Source organism: Streptococcus caledonicus (genome assembly GCF_042656225.1).
GTDB lineage: Bacteria > Bacillota > Bacilli > Lactobacillales > Streptococcaceae > Streptococcus > Streptococcus caledonicus.
On sequence record NZ_JBHSOJ010000003.1, the window covers coordinates 1 to 19748 of the forward strand.

37 protein-coding genes and 1 pseudogene are annotated in these 19748 nt (G+C 38.2%); all 38 read left to right on the forward strand.

What is annotated here, in order from left to right; genetic code table 11:
- Window positions 1–291 precede the first annotated feature (291 nt).
- Window positions 292–741, forward strand: coding sequence for a hypothetical protein (locus ACFPQ3_RS00395; protein WP_156806714.1), 450 nt, complete (start codon window positions 292–294; stop codon window positions 739–741).
- 2 nt (window positions 742–743) lie between these two features.
- Complete coding sequence (locus ACFPQ3_RS00400; protein ID WP_156806715.1) at window positions 744–1436, forward strand: ERF family protein; 693 nt, start codon at window positions 744–746, stop codon at window positions 1434–1436.
- A gap of 3 nt (window positions 1437–1439) precedes the next feature.
- Window positions 1440–2465 (forward strand): DUF1351 domain-containing protein, encoded by a 1026-nt coding sequence (locus ACFPQ3_RS00405; RefSeq protein WP_156806716.1) that lies wholly within the window; start codon window positions 1440–1442, stop codon window positions 2463–2465.
- Complete coding sequence (locus ACFPQ3_RS00410; protein ID WP_156806717.1) at window positions 2465–2644, forward strand: hypothetical protein; 180 nt, start codon at window positions 2465–2467, stop codon at window positions 2642–2644. Before ACFPQ3_RS00405 ends, ACFPQ3_RS00410 begins: the two co-directional genes overlap by 1 nt.
- Complete coding sequence (locus ACFPQ3_RS00415; protein ID WP_156806718.1) at window positions 2631–3179, forward strand: hypothetical protein; 549 nt, start codon at window positions 2631–2633, stop codon at window positions 3177–3179. The genes ACFPQ3_RS00410 and ACFPQ3_RS00415 overlap by 14 nt, the downstream gene beginning before the upstream one ends.
- Window positions 3180–3187: 8 nt before the next feature.
- Window positions 3188–3724, forward strand: coding sequence for an NUMOD4 domain-containing protein (locus tag ACFPQ3_RS00420; RefSeq protein WP_156806719.1), 537 nt, complete (start codon window positions 3188–3190; stop codon window positions 3722–3724).
- Window positions 3725–3734: 10 nt separating this feature from the next.
- Entirely contained in the window at window positions 3735–4010 is a 276-nt protein-coding gene (locus ACFPQ3_RS00425; RefSeq protein WP_156806720.1) for a hypothetical protein, read from the forward strand.
- A 27-nt stretch (window positions 4011–4037) separates the two neighbouring features.
- Window positions 4038–4241, forward strand: a complete 204-nt coding sequence (locus ACFPQ3_RS00430; RefSeq protein WP_156806721.1) for a hypothetical protein — start codon at window positions 4038–4040, stop codon at window positions 4239–4241.
- Window positions 4238–4708, forward strand: coding sequence for a helix-turn-helix transcriptional regulator (locus ACFPQ3_RS00435; protein ID WP_156806722.1), 471 nt, complete (start codon window positions 4238–4240; stop codon window positions 4706–4708). The genes ACFPQ3_RS00430 and ACFPQ3_RS00435 overlap by 4 nt, the downstream gene beginning before the upstream one ends.
- Before the next feature lie 12 nt (window positions 4709–4720).
- Window positions 4721–5155: a hypothetical protein gene (locus ACFPQ3_RS00440; RefSeq protein ID WP_156806723.1), complete on the forward strand. Its 435-nt coding sequence runs from the start codon at window positions 4721–4723 to the stop codon at window positions 5153–5155.
- A 1-nt stretch (window position 5156) separates the two neighbouring features.
- Window positions 5157–5894 carry a hypothetical protein gene (locus ACFPQ3_RS00445; protein WP_156806724.1) on the forward strand — a complete coding sequence of 246 codons (738 nt, stop codon included), beginning with the start codon at window positions 5157–5159 and terminating at the stop codon, window positions 5892–5894.
- A 19-nt stretch (window positions 5895–5913) separates the two neighbouring features.
- The gene (locus tag ACFPQ3_RS00450) at window positions 5914–6303 is read left to right on the forward strand and encodes a hypothetical protein (RefSeq protein ID WP_156806725.1); all 390 of its coding nucleotides are present in this window, start codon (window positions 5914–5916) and stop codon (window positions 6301–6303) included.
- Window positions 6304–6306: 3 nt separating this feature from the next.
- Window positions 6307–6483 carry a hypothetical protein gene (locus ACFPQ3_RS00455; protein ID WP_198039923.1) on the forward strand — a complete coding sequence of 59 codons (177 nt, stop codon included), beginning with the start codon at window positions 6307–6309 and terminating at the stop codon, window positions 6481–6483.
- A gap of 1 nt (window position 6484) precedes the next feature.
- A pseudogene (locus ACFPQ3_RS00460) lies at window positions 6485–6806 on the forward strand (DUF1372 family protein).
- Window positions 6799–7005 carry a hypothetical protein gene (locus ACFPQ3_RS00465; RefSeq protein WP_156806727.1) on the forward strand — a complete coding sequence of 69 codons (207 nt, stop codon included), beginning with the start codon at window positions 6799–6801 and terminating at the stop codon, window positions 7003–7005. The pseudogene ACFPQ3_RS00460 and the gene ACFPQ3_RS00465 overlap by 8 nt, the downstream one beginning before the upstream one ends.
- Window positions 6998–7528 (forward strand): DUF1642 domain-containing protein, encoded by a 531-nt coding sequence (locus ACFPQ3_RS00470; RefSeq protein ID WP_156806728.1) that lies wholly within the window; start codon window positions 6998–7000, stop codon window positions 7526–7528. The genes ACFPQ3_RS00465 and ACFPQ3_RS00470 overlap by 8 nt, the downstream gene beginning before the upstream one ends.
- Window positions 7521–7751 (forward strand): hypothetical protein, encoded by a 231-nt coding sequence (locus tag ACFPQ3_RS00475; protein ID WP_156806729.1) that lies wholly within the window; start codon window positions 7521–7523, stop codon window positions 7749–7751. Before ACFPQ3_RS00470 ends, ACFPQ3_RS00475 begins: the two co-directional genes overlap by 8 nt.
- The gene (locus ACFPQ3_RS00480; protein ID WP_156806730.1) at window positions 7748–8155 is read left to right on the forward strand and encodes a RusA family crossover junction endodeoxyribonuclease; all 408 of its coding nucleotides are present in this window, start codon (window positions 7748–7750) and stop codon (window positions 8153–8155) included. Before ACFPQ3_RS00475 ends, ACFPQ3_RS00480 begins: the two co-directional genes overlap by 4 nt.
- Complete coding sequence (locus ACFPQ3_RS00485; protein ID WP_156806731.1) at window positions 8152–8346, forward strand: hypothetical protein; 195 nt, start codon at window positions 8152–8154, stop codon at window positions 8344–8346. The genes ACFPQ3_RS00480 and ACFPQ3_RS00485 overlap by 4 nt, the downstream gene beginning before the upstream one ends.
- Window positions 8339–8503 carry a hypothetical protein gene (locus ACFPQ3_RS00490; protein WP_156806732.1) on the forward strand — a complete coding sequence of 55 codons (165 nt, stop codon included), beginning with the start codon at window positions 8339–8341 and terminating at the stop codon, window positions 8501–8503. The genes ACFPQ3_RS00485 and ACFPQ3_RS00490 overlap by 8 nt, the downstream gene beginning before the upstream one ends.
- 8 nt (window positions 8504–8511) lie before the next feature.
- Complete coding sequence (locus tag ACFPQ3_RS00495) at window positions 8512–8892, forward strand: hypothetical protein (protein ID WP_156806733.1); 381 nt, start codon at window positions 8512–8514, stop codon at window positions 8890–8892.
- Between the two features lie 67 nt (window positions 8893–8959).
- On the forward strand, window positions 8960–9637 hold the full coding sequence (locus ACFPQ3_RS00500) for a DUF4417 domain-containing protein (RefSeq protein WP_156806734.1): 678 nt from the start codon (window positions 8960–8962) through the stop codon (window positions 9635–9637).
- On the forward strand, window positions 9607–10002 hold the full coding sequence (locus ACFPQ3_RS00505) for a hypothetical protein (RefSeq protein ID WP_198039924.1): 396 nt from the start codon (window positions 9607–9609) through the stop codon (window positions 10000–10002). Before ACFPQ3_RS00500 ends, ACFPQ3_RS00505 begins: the two co-directional genes overlap by 31 nt.
- A gap of 304 nt (window positions 10003–10306) precedes the next feature.
- Entirely contained in the window at window positions 10307–10762 is a 456-nt protein-coding gene (locus tag ACFPQ3_RS00510; RefSeq protein ID WP_156806735.1) for a KGG domain-containing protein, read from the forward strand.
- Window positions 10752–12062 carry a PBSX family phage terminase large subunit gene (locus tag ACFPQ3_RS00515; RefSeq protein ID WP_156806736.1) on the forward strand — a complete coding sequence of 437 codons (1311 nt, stop codon included), beginning with the start codon at window positions 10752–10754 and terminating at the stop codon, window positions 12060–12062. The genes ACFPQ3_RS00510 and ACFPQ3_RS00515 overlap by 11 nt, the downstream gene beginning before the upstream one ends.
- Window positions 12063–12073: 11 nt before the next feature.
- Complete coding sequence (locus ACFPQ3_RS00520) at window positions 12074–13654, forward strand: phage portal protein (RefSeq protein ID WP_156806737.1); 1581 nt, start codon at window positions 12074–12076, stop codon at window positions 13652–13654.
- Window positions 13647–13784: a hypothetical protein gene (locus ACFPQ3_RS00525; RefSeq protein WP_156806738.1), complete on the forward strand. Its 138-nt coding sequence runs from the start codon at window positions 13647–13649 to the stop codon at window positions 13782–13784. The genes ACFPQ3_RS00520 and ACFPQ3_RS00525 overlap by 8 nt, the downstream gene beginning before the upstream one ends.
- Window positions 13774–14922, forward strand: coding sequence for a phage minor capsid protein (locus tag ACFPQ3_RS00530; RefSeq protein ID WP_156806740.1), 1149 nt, complete (start codon window positions 13774–13776; stop codon window positions 14920–14922). Before ACFPQ3_RS00525 ends, ACFPQ3_RS00530 begins: the two co-directional genes overlap by 11 nt.
- Window positions 14923–15068: 146 nt before the next feature.
- A complete protein-coding gene (locus tag ACFPQ3_RS00535; RefSeq protein ID WP_156806742.1) occupies window positions 15069–15635 on the forward strand; it encodes a phage scaffolding protein in 567 nt (188 codons plus the stop codon).
- Window positions 15636–15655: 20 nt separating this feature from the next.
- Complete coding sequence (locus tag ACFPQ3_RS00540; RefSeq protein ID WP_156806744.1) at window positions 15656–16537, forward strand: phage capsid protein; 882 nt, start codon at window positions 15656–15658, stop codon at window positions 16535–16537.
- A 10-nt stretch (window positions 16538–16547) separates the two neighbouring features.
- Complete coding sequence (locus ACFPQ3_RS00545; RefSeq protein WP_156806746.1) at window positions 16548–16808, forward strand: hypothetical protein; 261 nt, start codon at window positions 16548–16550, stop codon at window positions 16806–16808.
- Window positions 16809–16846: 38 nt separating this feature from the next.
- Complete coding sequence (locus tag ACFPQ3_RS00550) at window positions 16847–17242, forward strand: hypothetical protein (RefSeq protein WP_156806748.1); 396 nt, start codon at window positions 16847–16849, stop codon at window positions 17240–17242.
- Window positions 17232–17558, forward strand: a complete 327-nt coding sequence (locus ACFPQ3_RS00555) for a putative minor capsid protein (protein WP_156806750.1) — start codon at window positions 17232–17234, stop codon at window positions 17556–17558. Before ACFPQ3_RS00550 ends, ACFPQ3_RS00555 begins: the two co-directional genes overlap by 11 nt.
- A complete protein-coding gene (locus ACFPQ3_RS00560) occupies window positions 17558–17917 on the forward strand; it encodes a minor capsid protein (RefSeq protein WP_156806752.1) in 360 nt (119 codons plus the stop codon). Before ACFPQ3_RS00555 ends, ACFPQ3_RS00560 begins: the two co-directional genes overlap by 1 nt.
- A complete protein-coding gene (locus ACFPQ3_RS00565; protein ID WP_156806754.1) occupies window positions 17917–18324 on the forward strand; it encodes a minor capsid protein in 408 nt (135 codons plus the stop codon). Before ACFPQ3_RS00560 ends, ACFPQ3_RS00565 begins: the two co-directional genes overlap by 1 nt.
- A 4-nt stretch (window positions 18325–18328) precedes the next feature.
- Window positions 18329–18787: a phage tail tube protein gene (locus tag ACFPQ3_RS00570; RefSeq protein WP_156806756.1), complete on the forward strand. Its 459-nt coding sequence runs from the start codon at window positions 18329–18331 to the stop codon at window positions 18785–18787.
- A gap of 2 nt (window positions 18788–18789) precedes the next feature.
- Window positions 18790–19161: a hypothetical protein gene (locus tag ACFPQ3_RS00575; protein ID WP_156806758.1), complete on the forward strand. Its 372-nt coding sequence runs from the start codon at window positions 18790–18792 to the stop codon at window positions 19159–19161.
- Entirely contained in the window at window positions 19161–19748 is a 588-nt protein-coding gene (locus ACFPQ3_RS00580) for a Gp15 family bacteriophage protein (RefSeq protein WP_156806760.1), read from the forward strand. Before ACFPQ3_RS00575 ends, ACFPQ3_RS00580 begins: the two co-directional genes overlap by 1 nt.

The following is a 19748-nucleotide window of genomic DNA, read 5'->3' on the forward strand; positions in this document are numbered from 1 at the left end:
TGAATTATTCAGTAGTTGAGAAAATCAACAGTTGAATTATTCAGTAGTTGAGAAAATCAACAGTTGAATTATTCAGTAGTTGAGAAAATCAACAGTTGAAAAAACCACCACTAACAATTACTAATTATATAACAATAACTAACTAATAAACAACGGAGGGCTAAAGCCGACTAACTAAAAACAATCTTGAGCCTTACGGCACTAACTAATAATAATTACTAATAAATAACAAACTCATCCTTATAGAATAATAAAGGGATTTACAGAGTTTTCCACAAGGAGGAAAGAAATATGCCAAATTGGGCAGAGGGAACTATCAAATTAAGAGGTAGAGCAGAAAATATTGCATCAGCATTGAAATATATGCTAGTTAATGAAACCGTTACAGTAGAAGAAGAATATGATGGTGAATTACTCAAAATGACAACGACCCAATCATATTTTTATATCAAAGGCACCATGCGTGCATTTATTGAAACAAATACGTTGGAATTTTGGCTAGAACAAGATTTCTTAATAGTTGAGTTGCAAAATTTTAAACAGGCGTGGTCAGCTATTCCAGAGGATTATCAAGAAATTTCTAGCAAGTTTGATGTTGATATTAAAATTTTCACTTTTGAAATGGGGATGGAATTCACACAGGAAATTGAAATTTCAAAAGGTAATATTATCAAGGATAATTGTGATGATAAATTTTCTAATTACGAATGGGATGTACCTTTTAGCAAACTTGGAGGGTAAATATGGCAGAACTAACTTTTTCGGAATTACAAAGGCAGATGCAACTAGATAAAGAGCGCAAACAAGGTGTTAGCTATGCTTTTAGAAATGCTGAGCAGATTTATACAAAATTTAAAAAAATTGATAGTGGTTGGGAGCTTGAATTTAAGGATGATGACATCATTGAGCGCATGGGAAGATTGTTTTATAAAGCAGTCGCTTATGTCAAAAAAGGCGATGAGGTACATCAAGCGCCGGGATATGCTGAGCTTTCAGAAGTGCCAATTATCAATACAAAGACAGGTAAGACTATACAACAGATGCAAGTGCCACAATGGACAGGCTTAGTCAGCTCTTATGCTAGAAAATATGCTTTACAAGGTTTGTTTGCGATTGGCGAGGAAGATGTAGATGATTACCCAGTAGAGGAAAATCAAGAACAAGGTCAGTATAACCAGCAACAGCAGCCAAACAACCAGCAGGCACAGCAACAAAATCAAGTAAGGTACATTGATAACATCCAGTATCAAGAAATCATCAAGACTATTGAAGAACTTGCCACAGTTAAAGGTGCGCCATTTGATGCAGTTGCAAACTTTGTAATGGGTAAATACCAAATTCAAGATTTCCATCAAGTGCCAGTTGATGGCTATAACGTAGTGATGGAATATCTCAATGCACAAATTCAAAAAGCATACGAAAGACAAGGAGGATAACACATGACAAAAGATGTAACTTTAAGTGAATTAGAGAATATTAGGCCAATTTATGTACCGGGTAAAATCACACTTGACTTTGAAAGTCTTGATAAAGCAATTGCTCTTGCTGTTGCACAGTTGGAAGATAAAAAGATTGATGACCTAGATTATAAAGAAATCAAAGCACAAATCACACGGTACAAAGCCCTTGATGATGGATTAGATGCTGAGCGTAAAAAGATTGCCAAGAATTTCAAAAATCCACTTAATGAATTTGAAGAAAAACTTGAAAAATCACGCATCCCATTGGGTGAGTTGTTAAATAAACTTAGAAAAGTCAGAGATGATATTGATGAACATGAGCGATTATTGCGCGTGGATGTTGTCCGGGCTACCTTTGAAGATAAATGTATGGTTGCTGGTCTTGAAAAGTCAACATTTGAGGCAAACTATGATACATACAGCCTAAAAAAACACTTTAAAGATGGTAAGTATGAACTCAAAAAATCAACACTTGATGAAATGGATGCCTTGGTACTTGCTGAATTTGATGCACTTGAGCAGTACAAAGCTAATAAGCAAGCTATCGAGGAACAAGCTCAAGAGTACAATTTGCCAGCAGATGGCTATATCAGACACCTTGAAGATGGTAAGTCATTGGTTGATGTCCTAAAAATCATGAAAACAGACCGTGATGCCATTGCTTTACGCAAAGAACAACAAGAGGCACAAGCTAAGGCAGAGGCAGAACGTAAAGCAGAGATTGAGCGTTTAGCAAAAGAGCAAGCTAACGAAAACATCAAAGCTATTGATGCAGAAACTGGGGAAATCATCGAAAATAACCCACTAGAGCTTGAAAGTGGAGTAAGAGGGGTAGATAGACCACAGACCCAAAACACAGCCCCAGAAGTGGCAAAATTTGAGCCTAGCGAGCCAATGAAAGTTACCATGCTATTAACTTTGCACGGTGGCAAACCACAACTAGACCAACTCAAAGAATATCTTGAGGATAACTTTATTAGTTTTGAAACTTTAGGAGGCATCTAATGATAAATTACTATGTCAGCGGTAAAATCGCAACCCTTGATTTAGGTGCAACTATTAGTGCTGAAAATCCATTTATGGCTGCTATCGTATTCAAAGAGCGATATGACAAGCTATTAGATTTTGGATCACATACATTGCAAGTGATTGATGTTGAGGAGGTGCAAGATGGAGATTACTAATAGGGGTTATGTCAATTTCAATAGCGACTATAACCGCAAAGAGATTAACTATTGCACGGCATCTATGAGTTTTAACAACGGTAAGGATGAAATCGGCAATTATAAAAGCGGCTATATTGGTGTTATTGCCTTTGGAGAGTTAGGAGATATTCTCTTTGATAACTCCGGTAATCTAGTAACAGTTTCTGGGTATTACCGACTAAATGAACACGAGGGAAACAAATATCCGCAAGTAGTTATTACAGCTATCAATGGTTATGCCCCACAGAACAACCAAAATAGAAATAATAACCAAGGCAATTACAACCAGCAACCTAACAATCAGGGTCAAGGTAATTTTGGAGGTCAGCAACAAGGTTACGGTAATCGAGGTGGCAATTTCCAAAATGGAAACAACCAAAGCTATAACCAGCAATCTAATTATCAAAATCAAGGTTATCAATCACCATTTTATACATCACCACAACAAGGCTCATTTTTCCAAGGACAAACCACAAATCCTATGGATTTTGATGATTCGGATTTACCATTTTGAGGTAGCTTATGGTTGATGAAATTTGGAGAGATATTGTTGGATATGAGGGGCTTTATGAGGTTTCTAACTTTGGCAAGGTTAGGACACACAAGGACAAGGTAACTCATAGCGATAGGCATGGCATTAGGCATTGGAAACAAAGAATTTTGAAACCAAAATCTAAAGCTAACAGAGAGCCAAGGGTTGCATTATGGAAAGATAAAAACCCAACAGATTACTTGGTACACAGGTTGGTTGCAGAGGCGTTTATTCCAAATCCAGATAGCAAACCAACCGTAAACCACATAGACGGAAACCCAGAGAATAACCATGTTGATAACCTAGAGTGGGCAACCTATGAAGAAAACAACAATCATGCTTTTGATAACAATCTAATCAAAACTAGCACAAGCATCATCCTAGTAGATAAAGAAACCATGGAGATGCACAGGTTTAGAAGTATGGCAAAAGCTAGTGAGTTTTTAGGTCATAGCCCGGGTTATCTAAGCGGTATTTTATCGCACGGTCAAAACCTTAAAGATTATGACATCTATACAAAAATATAGGAGTGACTAGATGAACAGAGTAAAAGTTGATTTACAATGCCCATATTGTGGATTTTGTAAGATTTTAAAAACAGCACCACACAGAAAAGCCATCACATGCCCAACGTGCAAACAGCCAGTATTTTTGAGTTGGGCAACTGGTATTGAGGGTGAACTTGATAAGCATGGATATTATTTCCACGCTTTCGAGCCTTTCAATATCCGGAAAATCAACCAAGAGTTTCAAGATGTTTTTGAAGATGAACCACCTAAACACTCTTTTACGATCAGAAACAGACTGTACTAAACCAATTTGAAAAGGACGCAGGAAAAAATGACAAAAATTGAGATTATCATGGCACTTACTGCTGGCATGTCTATCGCATGGGCGGCAATAGTTACAATTTATGCTTTACAGGCTATCAAAAAGCATAAAGCAAAAGCAGCTTATTATCAACAACCAAAAGTGCAATGCGAAATTGCACGACATGTGCTAAAAAACAAGTGGTACACAGATGGTGGGGAGGTGTTTAAATGAAAGTCTTTGATGGTGCAAAACTAAAACAGATGCGGCTTGATGCTCAACTGACCCAGTATGACTTAGCTCCTCTAACAGACATCACACAAACGAGAATAAGTGACATTGAGAGAAATGTTAGATCACCTCTAACAAAAGAAATTGATGCCTTTATGTCCGTATTCAGAAAAGCCAAAACTGATTTTTTGAGTGATGAAAAAGATATTGTTGTTATCTCTGGCACATTCACCAAGAACAAGAAAGAGGAGATTGAAACCACATCCTTTACAGATGCAGCAAACAAGGTCAATTCAGCTTTTACAAACCTTGGGGATGCCATGAAAGGTGAGCAACTAGAGCTATTCTCTAGTGATAAATTGCCTATTGGTAGAGATTTGACAGGATATGTCATTCTAAGTACAGAAACCTATGCAGAATTACTTGAAAGCCAAGAAAAATTGCATAAGTTGCAAAATCTTTTGAAGTAGTGGAGGAACATCATGGAAAAGAAACTAATTGGGCTTGACCTATCCCATATCGCAGAGGGTGGGTTGCAGGAAAAGCTAGACAATGAACTTGAAAAAGTCTTTGATAACATCTTAGACCTCAACACAGAGGCTAAAGCTAAACGTAAAATCACTATCACGCTTACTATGTCATCAAACGAGGAGCGCACAGTAGTTGATACCATCATGGAGGTTAAATCTAAACTAGCCCCACAAAATGGAGTAGCTACCACAATCCTTATTGGGCGTGATTTTGATACAGGACAAGTACATGCTAACGAGCTAAAAAGCACAGTACCTGGTCAAATGTATTGGGACGAAAACGGAGAAATCCTAACCGATATTGGGCAACCAGTAGAGGAAGTTGAGAAACAACAACCAACAAAACCAGATATTATTGATTTCAACAAAAAGAAAGTAGGTAACTAATATGACAACAGAAAACCTTAAAGCAGCTTTAGAATACGCAGTAGAACTAAATGAGCATGGCTTGGAAATTTTAACAGCAGCAGATGGTACAGAGTATTACGATGCTAACAAATTCAACCTAAAAGAGCTTGACCCTAAACGCTACCCAAGAAAACTTCAATTATCAACATTGACAAGTCTTGTTGATTATCTCAAAACAGACCTAAACAATTTGAAAAATCAGCGTTTGATTGTTGTTGTTGAGAAAAATGATGAGGTTTGCGTGTGGTCTGAAAATGATGAGCTTGAGTATAGTAATTTACTTGTTGTTGTCAAGGCACGCATCCCAGTGCTAGATTTTGGGGTTTTTCTATCATCAGAACAATTCAATATTATGTTGCAATCAAACTTTATTGATGATAACGACCGTGGAACATTACTGGAGTTTGCTAGTGCCTTAAAAATTGAGAATGGTGCTGAAATTGAAGATAATGGCGTGTCTCAAGTGGCAACTGTAAAAACAGGTGTAGCAAGTCTTGCTAAAGGTAAAGCGCCAAATCCAGTTACATTGCGCCCGTACCGTACATTTAGCGAGGTTGAACAACCAGCAAGCCTATTTGTCTTTAGGATTGATAAGCAAGCAAATATGGCTTTATTTGAGGCAGATGGTAAGCGTTGGGTAGCTGATGCAGTAGGGCACATTGCAGCCTATCTAAAAGAGCAACTAGCAGACCAAAAACACATCACAGTATTAGCTTAAAATTTGGAGGAAACAAACAATGACTAAAGAAACTAAAAACACAGTAGCAGCTGAAACTGTCGTAGAGAACTTGAAAGAGTTTGCTATGGAATTGCATCAGGCCGCAAAGGAGGGAATGATCGGCAGCCTTATTGAGAAAGATGAGGATGCTTTTGTACTAGCGAAAATCGCCCATGATATTTCACATGGTTTGATTGATATTTTACAAGGTAAATCAGCAGATGAGGCGCTAGGAAATGTCTTTGAGGATGATGAAGATGAGGACGATGATACACCAGTTGTTGGCTCAATCGCTGTAAATCTAAAAACAGGGGATGCTCACGGTATCGAGGACATCACAGACCCTAAACTAAAAGAACAGCTTGCAGAAGTTGTTGGCAAGCTAGCTGAAAAGTTAGGTGGTAAATAGCATATGGCTGGATTTCTAAAGTTTATGGTTATCAGCGCTTGCCTATTTCTTGCCACTCTGATTTTTGTCACAGGGAACAAAACCTACAAAGAGGGCAAGGCTGATACCATTGTTTGGCTTATCTTTGATGTCTATGCAATCGCCTTGATTTATACAGTAATTAAGATTTTGGAGGGATGATATGAAAGGTGAACATATAATGTTGTCTTTTGGATTGCTATGGCTTTTCATCTTGACATTAGCATTGCTTAAAATCAATCAGTTAAAAGATAAAGTAGCTGATTTAGAGGCGAGAACACCAACTATCATCTATCAAGTAGATAATGCTGGCGGCAATCTGATTGGTACTGTTACAGGTAAAGAACAAATTGACGGTCATTATACTGTAACCATCGGAGCATACGGCAAGTTTTTAGTTACTAAAGAACAGTACGAAAGCCTCAAAGTCGGTGACGAAATACCCAGATTACTTGAAGCAGAGAGGGATGGAGAGTAATGACTAAAGAGGAAGTTAAACAAATCAAAATCGAAACGCTAGAGGAAATTATAGTTCTGGTCACTAACACAGTGGCAGTCATGGAAGTAGCTAGCGGTATGTTTAATGATGAGGCAAAGAGTATTTCTGAGCCCTATATCGCAGGAGCAAAAAGTGTTGTCAGCGCAATCGAAGAATTAAAGAAAAAGGTGGAAAAAGATGAATAAACAAGAAGCGATTGAACAGATAAAACAAGAAACCTATTATCATTGTGGTGAAAAAGAATGTTACAAAGATGGTTGTAAAAAGTATGTCGAATCTGATATAGCTATTGACATCATCAACCAAATCAACGAACCGAAAAAAGTCGTGATTCCTAAGTTTGCGGCGGAGTGGATTGAGGAATACTACTCTAAACAAACTAACATTTTCACAACAGTGAACTTAATGTTAAATAAGGGTTACTCTGGTAGAAATGTTTGTGATTGGGCTAATAAAAACCAAGAAAAGTTTTTAAAAGCTATCCTAAACGGTTATGAGGTTGAGAAAGAGAAGTTGTACTATGTCAATATACCTAATGTTTATCATGGAGGTTTTGGATATAATGAAACATTCGATGATTACTCTTTTTATAATAAAAATGATGCTACTGAAATTAGGTTTGAACTTACTGAGTCAGAAATCAAGCAAAATCACGAATGGGCTTGGCAGTGGGCTGTGCCTGTGGAGGAGGAATTAAAAAATGAATAAACGCCAAAAGAAAAAACGCCTTGAGCGCAAGAAAAAAGAGATGCTAAAAGGTGTTGATTTTGTGGAACAAGCACTTAATCTTGCTACTAAAATGATGCGTAAAGAGTTTGATAAAATGCCAAATGGTATTCAAAAAATGGGGCATGATTTCTTTATTGGTGGAATTGAATACACAGCAAAGATGCTTGTAGAGGCTAAAAATCAAATCAGGAGCATTGAATGAGGTTTGAGTTTTCTTTACCAAGAAACACCAAACAGAAAGCTCTAAACATGGTTATCAATAGCAATGACCGTTTTCACAACGTGGATAAGGCAAAGATAACCAAACGCATCAGAGGTTTTGCCTATTGGCATACTCTGACATCAAGGGACAAAGAGAGGGCTGTTTTTAGCCCCTCAAATCCTTGTGAGGTTACAATTACAATTTACAGCCCTACCAAGTCTAAGCTAGACCCACCTAATTTATATCCAACTGTAAAAGCTATCATTGATGGCATGACTGATGCGGGTATTTGGACAGATGATAATCACAAAGTTATTAAAAAGCTATCATTTGTCTATGGTGGACTTAGTGGAGAAAAAGGGCATTACAAAATGATTTTTGATATAAAGGAGTTAAAACAATGAATGTAGCAATTTATTTTAAAAACGGCAGTACAGCTTATTTCCAACAGGTTGAGAACTTTCACGGAAACCAGGAAAACATCAAATTTACCTATTTTGGTCTTTCATCACAAGAGCGCAAACAAGCTGTTTTTTACAAGGATAGCATCGCGGGGCTTGCAAGAACGGTTGTAATGGAGGCAAAACATGAATGAAACCCAGTACATAAAAGAGCTGTTTAATCGTTACATCGTTTCAGCAGAAATGGATGTAAATAAACCAGGTAAACAATTGACAGCTCACACAAAAAGGCTAGGTATCGAGCTAAGGCAGGAAATGATAGCCTTTGAAAAAAATCACAGTATTTGTTGAGGTGATGGATGACAAAGAAAAAGATAGAACGCCTTTCGGTGATGCACCGTAGAGAAATAACATGGCTCAAGTGGTATTTTTTGAGGGACAAGAAAAACCCAAAGAGAACTATCTTGGAACAGAAAATACATGAGAGCTTTTTACAAAACAATACTGATGAGGCTATATTTTTTGTAAATCTAAAAACCGTAACAGCTGAAATTATCGCAGGAACAGATAAGAAGATGCTGAAAACCATCAAAGAGGTTTACGTTTATGAAAACATCAATGTCATTGGCGCGTGCCAAAAGATTTTGTACCTAAGCCCTAGCCCAGCCTATACCCATCTTAACAAGTGGTTTGATAGATATTTCTATGCAACCTATAAGCATTTACCAATAGTTAGATAAACCGTAAAAAGCCCCTAACCTATGTATCTATAATCAAGGTACATAGGTTTTTTATTAGGGGGATAACATGGATAATCTAACAATAAAACCACATCACAGACAAAATACATTAAACCAATATAATTTACTAGATTATGATGCCACGCGCACAGATGGTAAGTATAACATGCCGATCCTTGAGCCAGTTGAACACATACCAAGTAGATTACAAGGTTTTAACTATGTACTCAACAAACCAGACCATGCAGCATGTGTGCATTTTTTCCTAGATGATTACCAGTTTGAAAGGATTTGGAAAAGACCAGATTTTTATTTAGAGAAACTAGCAGAATTTGATAGCGTGCTGACGCCAGATTTTAGCCTATATACAGATATGCCTTTAGCCATGCAGGTATGGAATGTTTATAGGTCAAGGCTCATTGGTCAGATGATGCAGAACTGGGGATATAGAGTTATTCCAACAGTATCTTGGTCTGACAAATCAAGTTATGAGTTTTGCTTTGATGGCATTCCTACAAAAAGCACAGTTGCAGTTAGTACCATTGGTATCAAGAAAAGTAAAGAGCGTATCAAGCTATGGCAAGAGGGCATGGATACCATGATTGAAAAACTAAGCCCAAAGCGTATTTTAGTTTATGGTGGCAAAGTTGAATACGATTATAAAGGTATCGAGGTTGTTTATTTTGGAAATGATACAACAGAAAGGATGGAAACATGGGAGGCAGAGGGGCAAGCTCTGGTATGAGTACAAAAGGCAAACAATACGGAACAGAGTACACAACACTAGCAGAGTTTGAAAACATCAAATTTATAAAGTATAACGATGGGAGCGCCAAAACACCAATGGAAACAATGACTAAAAATAGGGTATATGGTGTTGTAAATGACCAAGGGACATTAAAATCTGTTGTACTGTTTGATACAACAAACAAGAGAAACAAGCAAATTGACTTAGAGGGTGTACCCCATAAGGTAAATGGAACGCCAACATTACCTCATGCTCATTTAGGTTATTTCCATGATGAATTAGGTACAAGGGGGTTAACAGTTAAAGAGACAAAATTGGTTGTTAAGGCTGTCAATTATTGGTATAATAGGGGTAAGAAATAGGAGAGTAGTTTAAGAGTGAGAACAAGGTGCATTGTATGATTATTTGTGTTAAGCAAATATGATTATCTGATTGAACTGGATTGTATTTTAGTGAGGTAATGGCTTACTTGTACAATGAAAGGGATGCAGGCAATGTTATCTAAGTGGCGGTTGAAATCCGCCCGCCTATAGTCTTTAGCCCCTTAATTGGGGCTTTTTTCTTTTTGTTGTGAATAATATGGTAAAACATCCCCTTTTTTATAAAATACAATGAAATCATGAGTAGTAATACTTGTGATTTTTTTGTTTGAAAGGAGGTCAGAAATTGCCTAGAGATAAGAATGAAAATCTAAAGCCGCTCAATCAACGAACAAAGAACGAACAAAGAAAAATCGCATCTAAAGGCGGTAAGGCATCTGGTGTTGCCAGGAGAAAAAAAGCTGACCTCAAAAAAGCTATGGAAACCTTGCTGACTTTGGACATCACAGATAAAAATATCAAAAAACAGCTTGAAGATATGGGTATGGATGGTAGCAATGAGGCTTTACTAGCTTTTGCCACGTTTCAACAAGCAGTAAAGGGAAATCAAAAAGCAACCGAAAATATTATTAAGCTAACCAACATCAAAGACAAGTACGACATCCAAGAACAAAGGGAGCGTATCAAGTCGCTTAAATTGGATAACAAAGAGCGGGAGAGTGCTGGTAAAACCTCAAGCAAACCTATCTATATTGTGGATGAGTGGGCTGATGAAGTGGAGGGTGCAACAGATGATCTTTAATGTTCAAAAAAACGTAAATCCACATTTTAAATCTGTTTGGGTGTCAAAAATGCCATACAATGTGCTAAAAGGAGGGCGAAATTCTTTCAAGTCATCTGTTATAGTATTGAAATTGGTTTATATGATGAGCAGATACATTAGAGCAGAAGAAACGGCAAATATTGTTGTTATCCGTAAAGTTGCAAAAACTATCCGTGATAGTGTGTTTAATAAAATTTGGTGGGCAATCAATCTTTTTGGTATGTCTGATGAATTTGATAAGACAGTTAGCCCTTTCAAAATCACTCATAAAGCTACAGGAGCATCATTTTATTTCTATGGACAAGATGATTTCCAAAAGTTGAAATCGAATGATATTGGAAATATTATCGCGGTTTGGTATGAGGAAGCGGCAGAATTTAATAACCAAGAAGATTTTGACCAATCTAACGTAACCTTTATACGCCAAAAACACCCACGAGCAAAATTTGTACAAATCTTTTGGTCTTACAACCCACCAAGAAACCCATACAGTTGGATAAATGAGTGGTTTGAAACTATCAAAACAAACAAAAATTATTTAGCACATTCTAGCACCTACCTTGATGATCGGCTTGGGTTTGTAACGAAGCAGATGCTAGAAGATATTGAGCGCATCAAGGAGAATGATTATGACTATTTTAGATATCTATATCTTGGGGAGGCTGTTGGTCTAGGAGACAATGTTTATAACATGAGTACATTCCATCCATTAGAGGTTTTGCCAAGTGATGATAGGCTTATTGGTATATCTTTTGCACTTGATGGAGGACACCAACAATCAGCCACCGCTTGTTGCGCTTTTGGCATTACAGCCAAAGGCAAGGTAATCTTACTTGATACTTGGTATTACAGCCCAGCAGGTCAAGCAATAAAGAAAGCACCAAGCCAGTTATCACAGGATATTTACTATTTCACAACAAAGGTAGTTGGTAAGTATAAAGTGCCTATCTTGCAATATACGATTGATAGCGCAGAGGGAGCTTTGAGAAACCAGATGTATCTTGATTTTGGTATTAGGTGGCATCCAGTAGCTAAACTAAAGAAAGTAACAATGATTGATACTTTCCAATCTTTATTAGCAGAGGGTCGCTTTTATTACCTTGATACAGAAAATAACAAGGTATTTATTGAGGAGCATAAGATGTACAGATGGGATGAAAAGACAATACAAACTGATAACCCAAATGTCATTAAAGACGATGACCACACATGCGACGTGGCACAGTATTTTGTACTAGACAATGCAAAGATACTTAACTTGCGTGTGGGTAATTCATAAGGAGGGCAAACATGAGCCTAATTCAAAGAGTAAAAGACTTTTTCAACCGTGGGAGGTACAACATGGAAACATCACACTTAAACAGCATCTTAGACCATCCAAAGGTAGCTGTTACACAAGCAGAATTTAGCAGAATACAACACAATCTATCTTATTATCAGTCTAAGTTTGATGATATTGAGTACATCAACACAGATGGCGATAGAAAACGTAGAAAGATGCAGCATTTGCCTATTGCTAGGACAGCAGCTAAGAAGATTGCTAGCTTAGTTTACAACGAACAAGCGGAAATTACAGCAGAAGATGAGAGACTGAATAATTTCTTGCAGGACATGCTAGGTAATGACCGTTTTAATAAGAACTTTGAACGTTATTTAGAGAGTGCATTGGCACTTGGTGGTCTTGCTATGCGTCCTTACGTTGACGGAGATAAAATCCGTGTGGCATTTATTCAAGCACCAGTATTTTTGCCATTACAAAGCAATACACAGGATGTATCAAGCGCTGCTATCTTAACAAAGACCATTAAAACTGAAAATAGAAAGAATGTGTACTATACACTTGTTGAGTTCCATGAGTGGGTAACACCAACTGGGCAAGAAGTTGGCAGTACGAAAGATAGAAGCCTATACCGTATTACTAATGAGCTGTACAAATCAACATCAGATAGCACACTTGGTGAGCGTGTGAATTTGAGTGAGTTATACCCAGACTTGCAACCAGTAACACCAATACAAGGCTTGTCACGCCCACTATTTACTTATCTCAAGACACCGGGCATGAACAACAAAGACATCAATAGCCCATTAGGTCTGTCTATCTTTGATAACGCTAAGACAACCATTGATTTCATCAACCGTACATATGATGAATTCATGTGGGAGGTCAAGATGGGGCAAAGGCGCGTGATTGTACCACAACAATTGACTCAATTACAGGTACAGAATGAAAATGGAGAGATAGCATTTAAACGCCGTTTTGATGTAGAACAAAATGTTTACATGCAGATTAGTGCTGGTAACATGGACAGTGGAGGTATTGTTGACCTCACAACGCCTATTAGGTCATCCGACTATATTTCAGCTATTTCAGAGGGGCTTAAACTGTTTGAAATGCAGATAGGGGTATCTAGTGGTATGTTTACATTTGATGGTCAAGGAGTTAAGACAGCAACAGAGATTGTTAGCGAAAACTCTGACACCTACCAAATGAGAAATAGCATTGTTGCACTTGTTGAACAATCTATCAAAGAGCTTTGTGTATCTATGTGTGAACTTGGTAAGGCTGTTGGTATTTATAAAGGTACTATCCCAGAGCTTGATGATATTTCTGTAAATCTTGATGATGGGGTGTTTACTGACAGACATGCAGAGCTTGATTACTGGATGAAGATGGTAGCAGCTGGATTTGCCACACAGAAAAGAGGTATTGCAAAGACATTGAACATCACAGAGGATGAGGCAGAGAAAGAACTTGCTGAAATCAATGGAGAATTACCACCAGAGAGCGATGCAGAGCTTGCCCTATACAGTAAACACACACAAAACACAGTAGGAAACAGTAAGGATACAGAGGATATTGAAGATGTTTAGAAAGCTATTGTTAAAACTATTCAAAGTTCCTAAACATCCCAACATTATTGCTTTTGAAGATGGGGCTAGAGCTGCATATTGTGGCTTTAAAGCTGGCTTGGGAATTAAAGAGGAAGATTATGAGCAATAATAGAAAACACCCAACCATCAATAACCAACAACTATCATTACAGATGCAAGGTGTGAGTGATATTTACTCTAAGATGCAGATAGAGTTATTTGATAGCATGATTAGACGACTAAAAGAGCGTGGTAATGCTGACCTTGCAGAAAATCCTTATATTTGGCAACTAGAAAAGCTAAATGATATGCACATGCTCAATGAGGAAAACTTGAAAATCATTGTTGAGCGTACAGGGATTGCAGAGAGTTTATTGCGTGAGGTTATCGAGAATGAGGGGCTAAAAGTTTACCAAAACACTAAGCAGCAACTGGAGGAAGATTTGAAAAGGTCATCTAGTGGCGAGGTTAGAAATGGTGTAACTGATGCCCTAGAGGCTTACACTCAACAGGCTATAAGTGACCTCAACCTTATCAACTCAACACTACCAGCAAGCATACAAGCTGTTTTTAAGTCAGTAGTAGAGCAGACAGTAGCACAAGTGGTAGCTGGTACTAAAACAAGTGATAGAGCTTTACATGATACCATCATGGCATGGCAGAAAAAGGGTTTTACTGGCTTTACAGATAGCTCTGGTAGAGATTGGAGGGCAGATAGCTATGCTAGGGCAATCATTAAAACAACAACTTATAGGGTTTATAATGAAATGCGTACAAGACCAGCGGAAGAATTGGGCATTGATACCTTTTACTATTCCATAAAATCAACTGCTAGGGCTGCTTGCGCCCCATTACAAGGTAAGATAGTTACTAAAGGGCAAGGTAGGGTAGAAAATGGTATAATTATTCACAGCTTGCTTGATTATGGTTTTGGTACTGCTGGTGGATGTCTAGGTGTCCATTGTGGGCATTATCTGACACCGTTTATAGTCGGTGTGAATACCATCCCAGACTTGCCAGACTACATTAAAGACCTAACACCAGAGCAAGCAGAAGAAAATGCACGGATTGAGGCTAAACAGAGAGCCTTAGAGCGTACCATAAGAAACCACAAGGAGCGTTTACACTATGCAAAAACATTGGCAGATGATGAACTTATCCAAGCTGAACAGCTCAAGGTTAGAATGTATCAAAATAAAATAAGAAATCTTGTTGATCAGCATGATTTCTTATCAAGAGATTACACAAGAGAAAAGTTATACGCATAATTTAAAGGTGTTGCTTACGGCAACGCCTTTTTTATGTGCCTAAAACCGTAAAAAATCCCATTTCATCCAAAGTAAACTGAAATAGTAAATAATATTTTGCTTTTTGGTGGGAGTTGTCCACCTAAAAAAGAACTAAGGAGGTACAAATGGCATTTACAACTGATGAACTACTCAAACTTGGATTGACAGAGGAGCAGGCTAAAGAAGTCTTTGCATTGCGTGGTAAAGAACTAAATGCAGATAAATCAGCCTTGGAAACTATCACACAGGAGCGAGATAGTCTCAAATCGCAATTGCAAAACACAGAGGCACAGCTTGAAACATTAAAAGCAGATGTAAATACAAGCGCTGAACAAAAACAAGCTCTTGAAGCATTGCAAGCTGAATATGACAAGTACAAAGCTGATGCAGCTGCTGAACGTGCACAAACTCAAAAGGTCAATGCTATCAATCTAGCTTTGAAAGATACAAAGGCACACAATCCAGATATGTTGATGAAATTTATTGATGTTGATGCCATCGAACTTGATGACAAAGGCAAGCCAAAACTTGATGAAGTTATCAACGGGCTAAAAGAGAGTGACCCTTATCTTTTCCAGGCAGAGGCAGATAACACGCCTAACCCAAACATCGTACCGCCAGGAAATCCAGCCGCTAGTGGTACAGGAAACACTGACCCATTTCAAGCAATTATTGATGGGTACGGTAAATAAAAGAAAGGAGATTACAAAAAATGTCAGGTAATCAAAACAACCCAGTACGCCGCTATGAGAAACAGTATGCAGGTATCTTATCAACTGTTTTCTCTGTTAAACATTCATTTAGTCGTGCGCTTGCTCCAATCCAAACAAAAGATGGGGTGCAAGAGAATGAAGAGGCATTTTCAGTTAAGACAAATGCAACTCCAGTTGTTGTAAATGACACATATCTAAAAGGTGTCAATGATGCAATGGGGGATGGTAGTGGTAAAAAATCACGATTTGGCGATATTACAGAAGTCAAATACACAAACACCCCAGTTAATTATGATTATGAATTAACTATCCATGAGGGTATTGACCGTTATACAGTAAACAATGATGTTGATGCTGCTATCGCTGATCGTCTTAAATTGCAATCAGAGGCACAGGTACTTGGTATGAATGCACGCATTGGTAAGTACATGAATGCGGCAGCAGGTAAATCACTTGCATTAGCTGACTTTTCAGAGGATAAGCTCAAGAAGTTATTTAATGACATGCGCACATACTATGTCAATCTTGGTGTACGTGTGCCAATCGTTGCTTATGTACGCCCAGAGGTACTAAATGCCCTTGTTGATATGACAAGCACTAATACAAGTAAAGGCTCATCTGTTTCAATGGATGATAATGGCTTGCAAAAATACAAAGGTTTCATTTTGGAAGAAACACCAGCACAAGATTTCCCAGAGGGAACACTCGGTATTTTCTCACCAGATGGCATTGTAATTCCGTTTGTTGGTATCTCAACAGCGCGTGTAATTGAAACAGAAGATTTTGACGGTGTTAAATTGCAAGCAGCTGGTAAAGGTGGAACATATACACTTGATGACAACAAGAAAGCTATTGCCAAGGTTACAGGAACAATTGTTTAGGAGGTAAACAATGGCACTTTATAAAGCAACAAAAAACCTAGTTTTTCAATCACTAGGTAAAGGCGTGATTGTGGATGAGATTATTGACCTTGAGCCAGCTTATGCCGAAAAGGTCAATAAAGACCTCAAGCTAACTTTCCCAGATGTTGATGCTGTACTTGTACCAGTTGATGCAACTGAAAGTGTTGAGGTTGAACAACCTAAAAAGACAACACGCAAAAAGAAAGCAGATGATACTGAAACAGTAGCAGATGATGCAGCTGAAAAATAAGGGGTGGCAACACCCTTTATTTATAAGGGAGGTTACACATGACTTATTTAACCAAAGATGAGTTTGTTAAAGATTTAGGCTTTAATGATGTAACTGACTTTGACAAGTTATCAAAGAGGGCAGAAATTGCTATCAATCTCTATACTCAAGGGATTTACCAAAGGTACATTGATTTTGAGACAGAGGCAGATTATCGCAAGTCTGCCGTAAAGCTAGCTATGGGCTTTCAGATTGCTTATTTGGATAGCTCTGGCATCATGACAGCCGATGATAAACAAACCATGACAAGCGTTTCTATTGGTCGTACAAAAATTGATTATGGCACTCAGCACCGTATTTCAGCAGGTCAACAATTCAACCTTTGCTTGGATGCTGAAAACGCCCTAAAACAAGCTGGATTTAGCTTAATTGTGGGAGTTGATTATGATAGATAAACGCTTATTACAAGATGTTGTTACAGTCCGAAAGGTTGCGGGCAAGAATGATTATGGAGATGAAAGTTACTCTGACCCATTGGATGTTAAGCCAGTACGGTTTGATAGGTCGGTTCAGGTTGCGGGTACTAACAACTCTAAAACACGGCAGAAAGTCGGAAAAGTATTCATCTACCCTAGATTTGTTGATGTGACAGTTGATGATAGTTGGCTGGGTGCGTTGGTCAATGATGGGGTGCGTGATTACCTTGTTACTGGTTATGAGGTCAATACCCTTAACGGTAAAATTTTCAGTTATGAGGTGGAGGTTATCTGATGGCTAAAGGATTTGTTACCCATGCCCACGTTGACCTTGGAGGTGTTACTAAAAAAGTATCACCAGAGGCAGTAAGGAGAGGGCGGCAGGCAATGGCTAATCAAATTTTATTAGATACAGATGCCTATGTACCGTTGAGAGATGGAGCTTTAAGGGCTAGTGCAAGTATTGGCTTACAAGGTGAGACTGTCAACTGGAATACTGTTTATGCTAGAGCACATTTTTACGGTACAAATGGCATTGTGACTTTTAGAAAGTACACAACACCAGGTACTGGTAAAAACTGGTATGTGAAAGCTAAAAACAAATACCTTGACAAGTGGAAAGATACAGCCGTTAAGGCTATGGGATTGAAATAATGCAGAATAACAAAAATTTTCAAGATGTGCTACTGGCACACGTTAATCAGATTGCAGATTTGCCATTGCAGGCTAGGTTAGATTATTTCAAAGATGATGAAGATGACCTGGTTATCAATGCTTTACATGGTGGAACTGTTGATAAAGAGTACATGGATGGTACTAGAGAGGTCTCACTACCCTTTGAGATTGCTATTAAGTGCAAGAGCAACCAAAAGGCAAGTGACACCATTTGGGCTATTTGTGGAGAGCTATCAGATGTTGATATTGACCTACCTAGCACAGACAACTCTTATATGTTTTTATCTTTGGTGGTTGGTAAGCCAGGCATCAACGGTAGAGATGAGCAAGGTTATTTTGTATATACCTTGACTGTTACAGCAAAATTAGAAATCACAGGAGGATAAACACATGGCACGCATGAAGAACGCCAAGCGTAAACATGAAATCGCACCATTTGACCCACGTAACCCGCTTACAGAGCCTGGCTCTGATGATTGGAAACGACTAGCCAAGTACATTGAGACTATTGATGATGAAACGGATGAAGATACCGATGACACAGGCTACTACGATGGAGACGGTACGCCAGAGGAAACGGTGCTTTCTGTTGTCGGTGGTTACTCATTTGAGGGTATCTTTGACCCAGAAGATGAGGCACAAGCTATGATTGCAGCTATGAAGTACAAGACAGGAGATGCCCGCCGTGTATGGCATCGAGTAACTACGGCTGATGGCAAAAAGACCTATACACAGGTTGCTAACGTTTCTGAAATCAAGGCAGGTGCAGGAGATGCGACAGCTTACGAAGAATTTGGCTGTACTATCAAATGGATTAAAGAGCCTATTGAGAAAGGTATTGGTGGTTAAGCATGACAGCAAAGATTAAATTAAGTACCGATAACAACATCATTCCTTTTGATTTTGGGGTTTTTGTACTCAATTTTGAGCGTAGCGATGAAAAAAGTGAGTTTCTTACTCATAAATCAGAAGAGCTAAAAGAGAAAGCGGAAAAGGTTAATGAAAACGGCACTGAGTGGGAAATCCGTAAAGAACTCAAAGAATTGTTAGATGAGTTCTTTGGAAGTATGTTTGATACAGATGCCCCAGCTAAAATCTATGAGGCATGTGGTAAAAACACCATTTCCTATCTCAAAGCATTTTTGCAAGTGGCTAATGAAATGCAAAAAATCCAAACTAAAGAGCAAAACGATGAAGATTTTTTGAAGTATCTTGCTGAATAATGTTTGATATTTCCAAGAAAATTGATGACAAGCTGGTACTAAATAACAAAGAGTATCAGCTTTTCTTGTCGTTTGATAGGGTCTTATGGATTTTTGAGATGTGGGGTAAGGACTATATCCCAATGGAGTTAAAACCTAAATTAGCACTAGCTAAACTAACTGATGATGAGAGTTTCAAAGATTTAGATGTAGAGACAGCTATGGCGGTCTATGTTGAGGTTTTCGAGAAACACATACAGATTGTTAGAGCTATTGATGAGGTTGACCGCTACGACATCGAGGGTAATTTACTGCCTAAAAAGCCTAAAGATGACCCAGAGAATGACGAGCCACCCCTTTATTCAATCAAATATGATGGTGAGTACATTTTTTCATCGTTTATGCAAGCCTATCACATTGATTTGATTGAGGCACAGGGGCAGTTACATTGGCAGAAATTCAACGCTCTATTGTCTGGATTGCCAGATGGAACAAAGTTAGTTGAAGTTATGAAAATTAGAGCTTGGAAACCATCAAAAGGGGAAAGCTCAAAAGAAAAACGGCGAATGCAAGAGTTACAGGAACAGTACGCATTGCCCAATATTTAG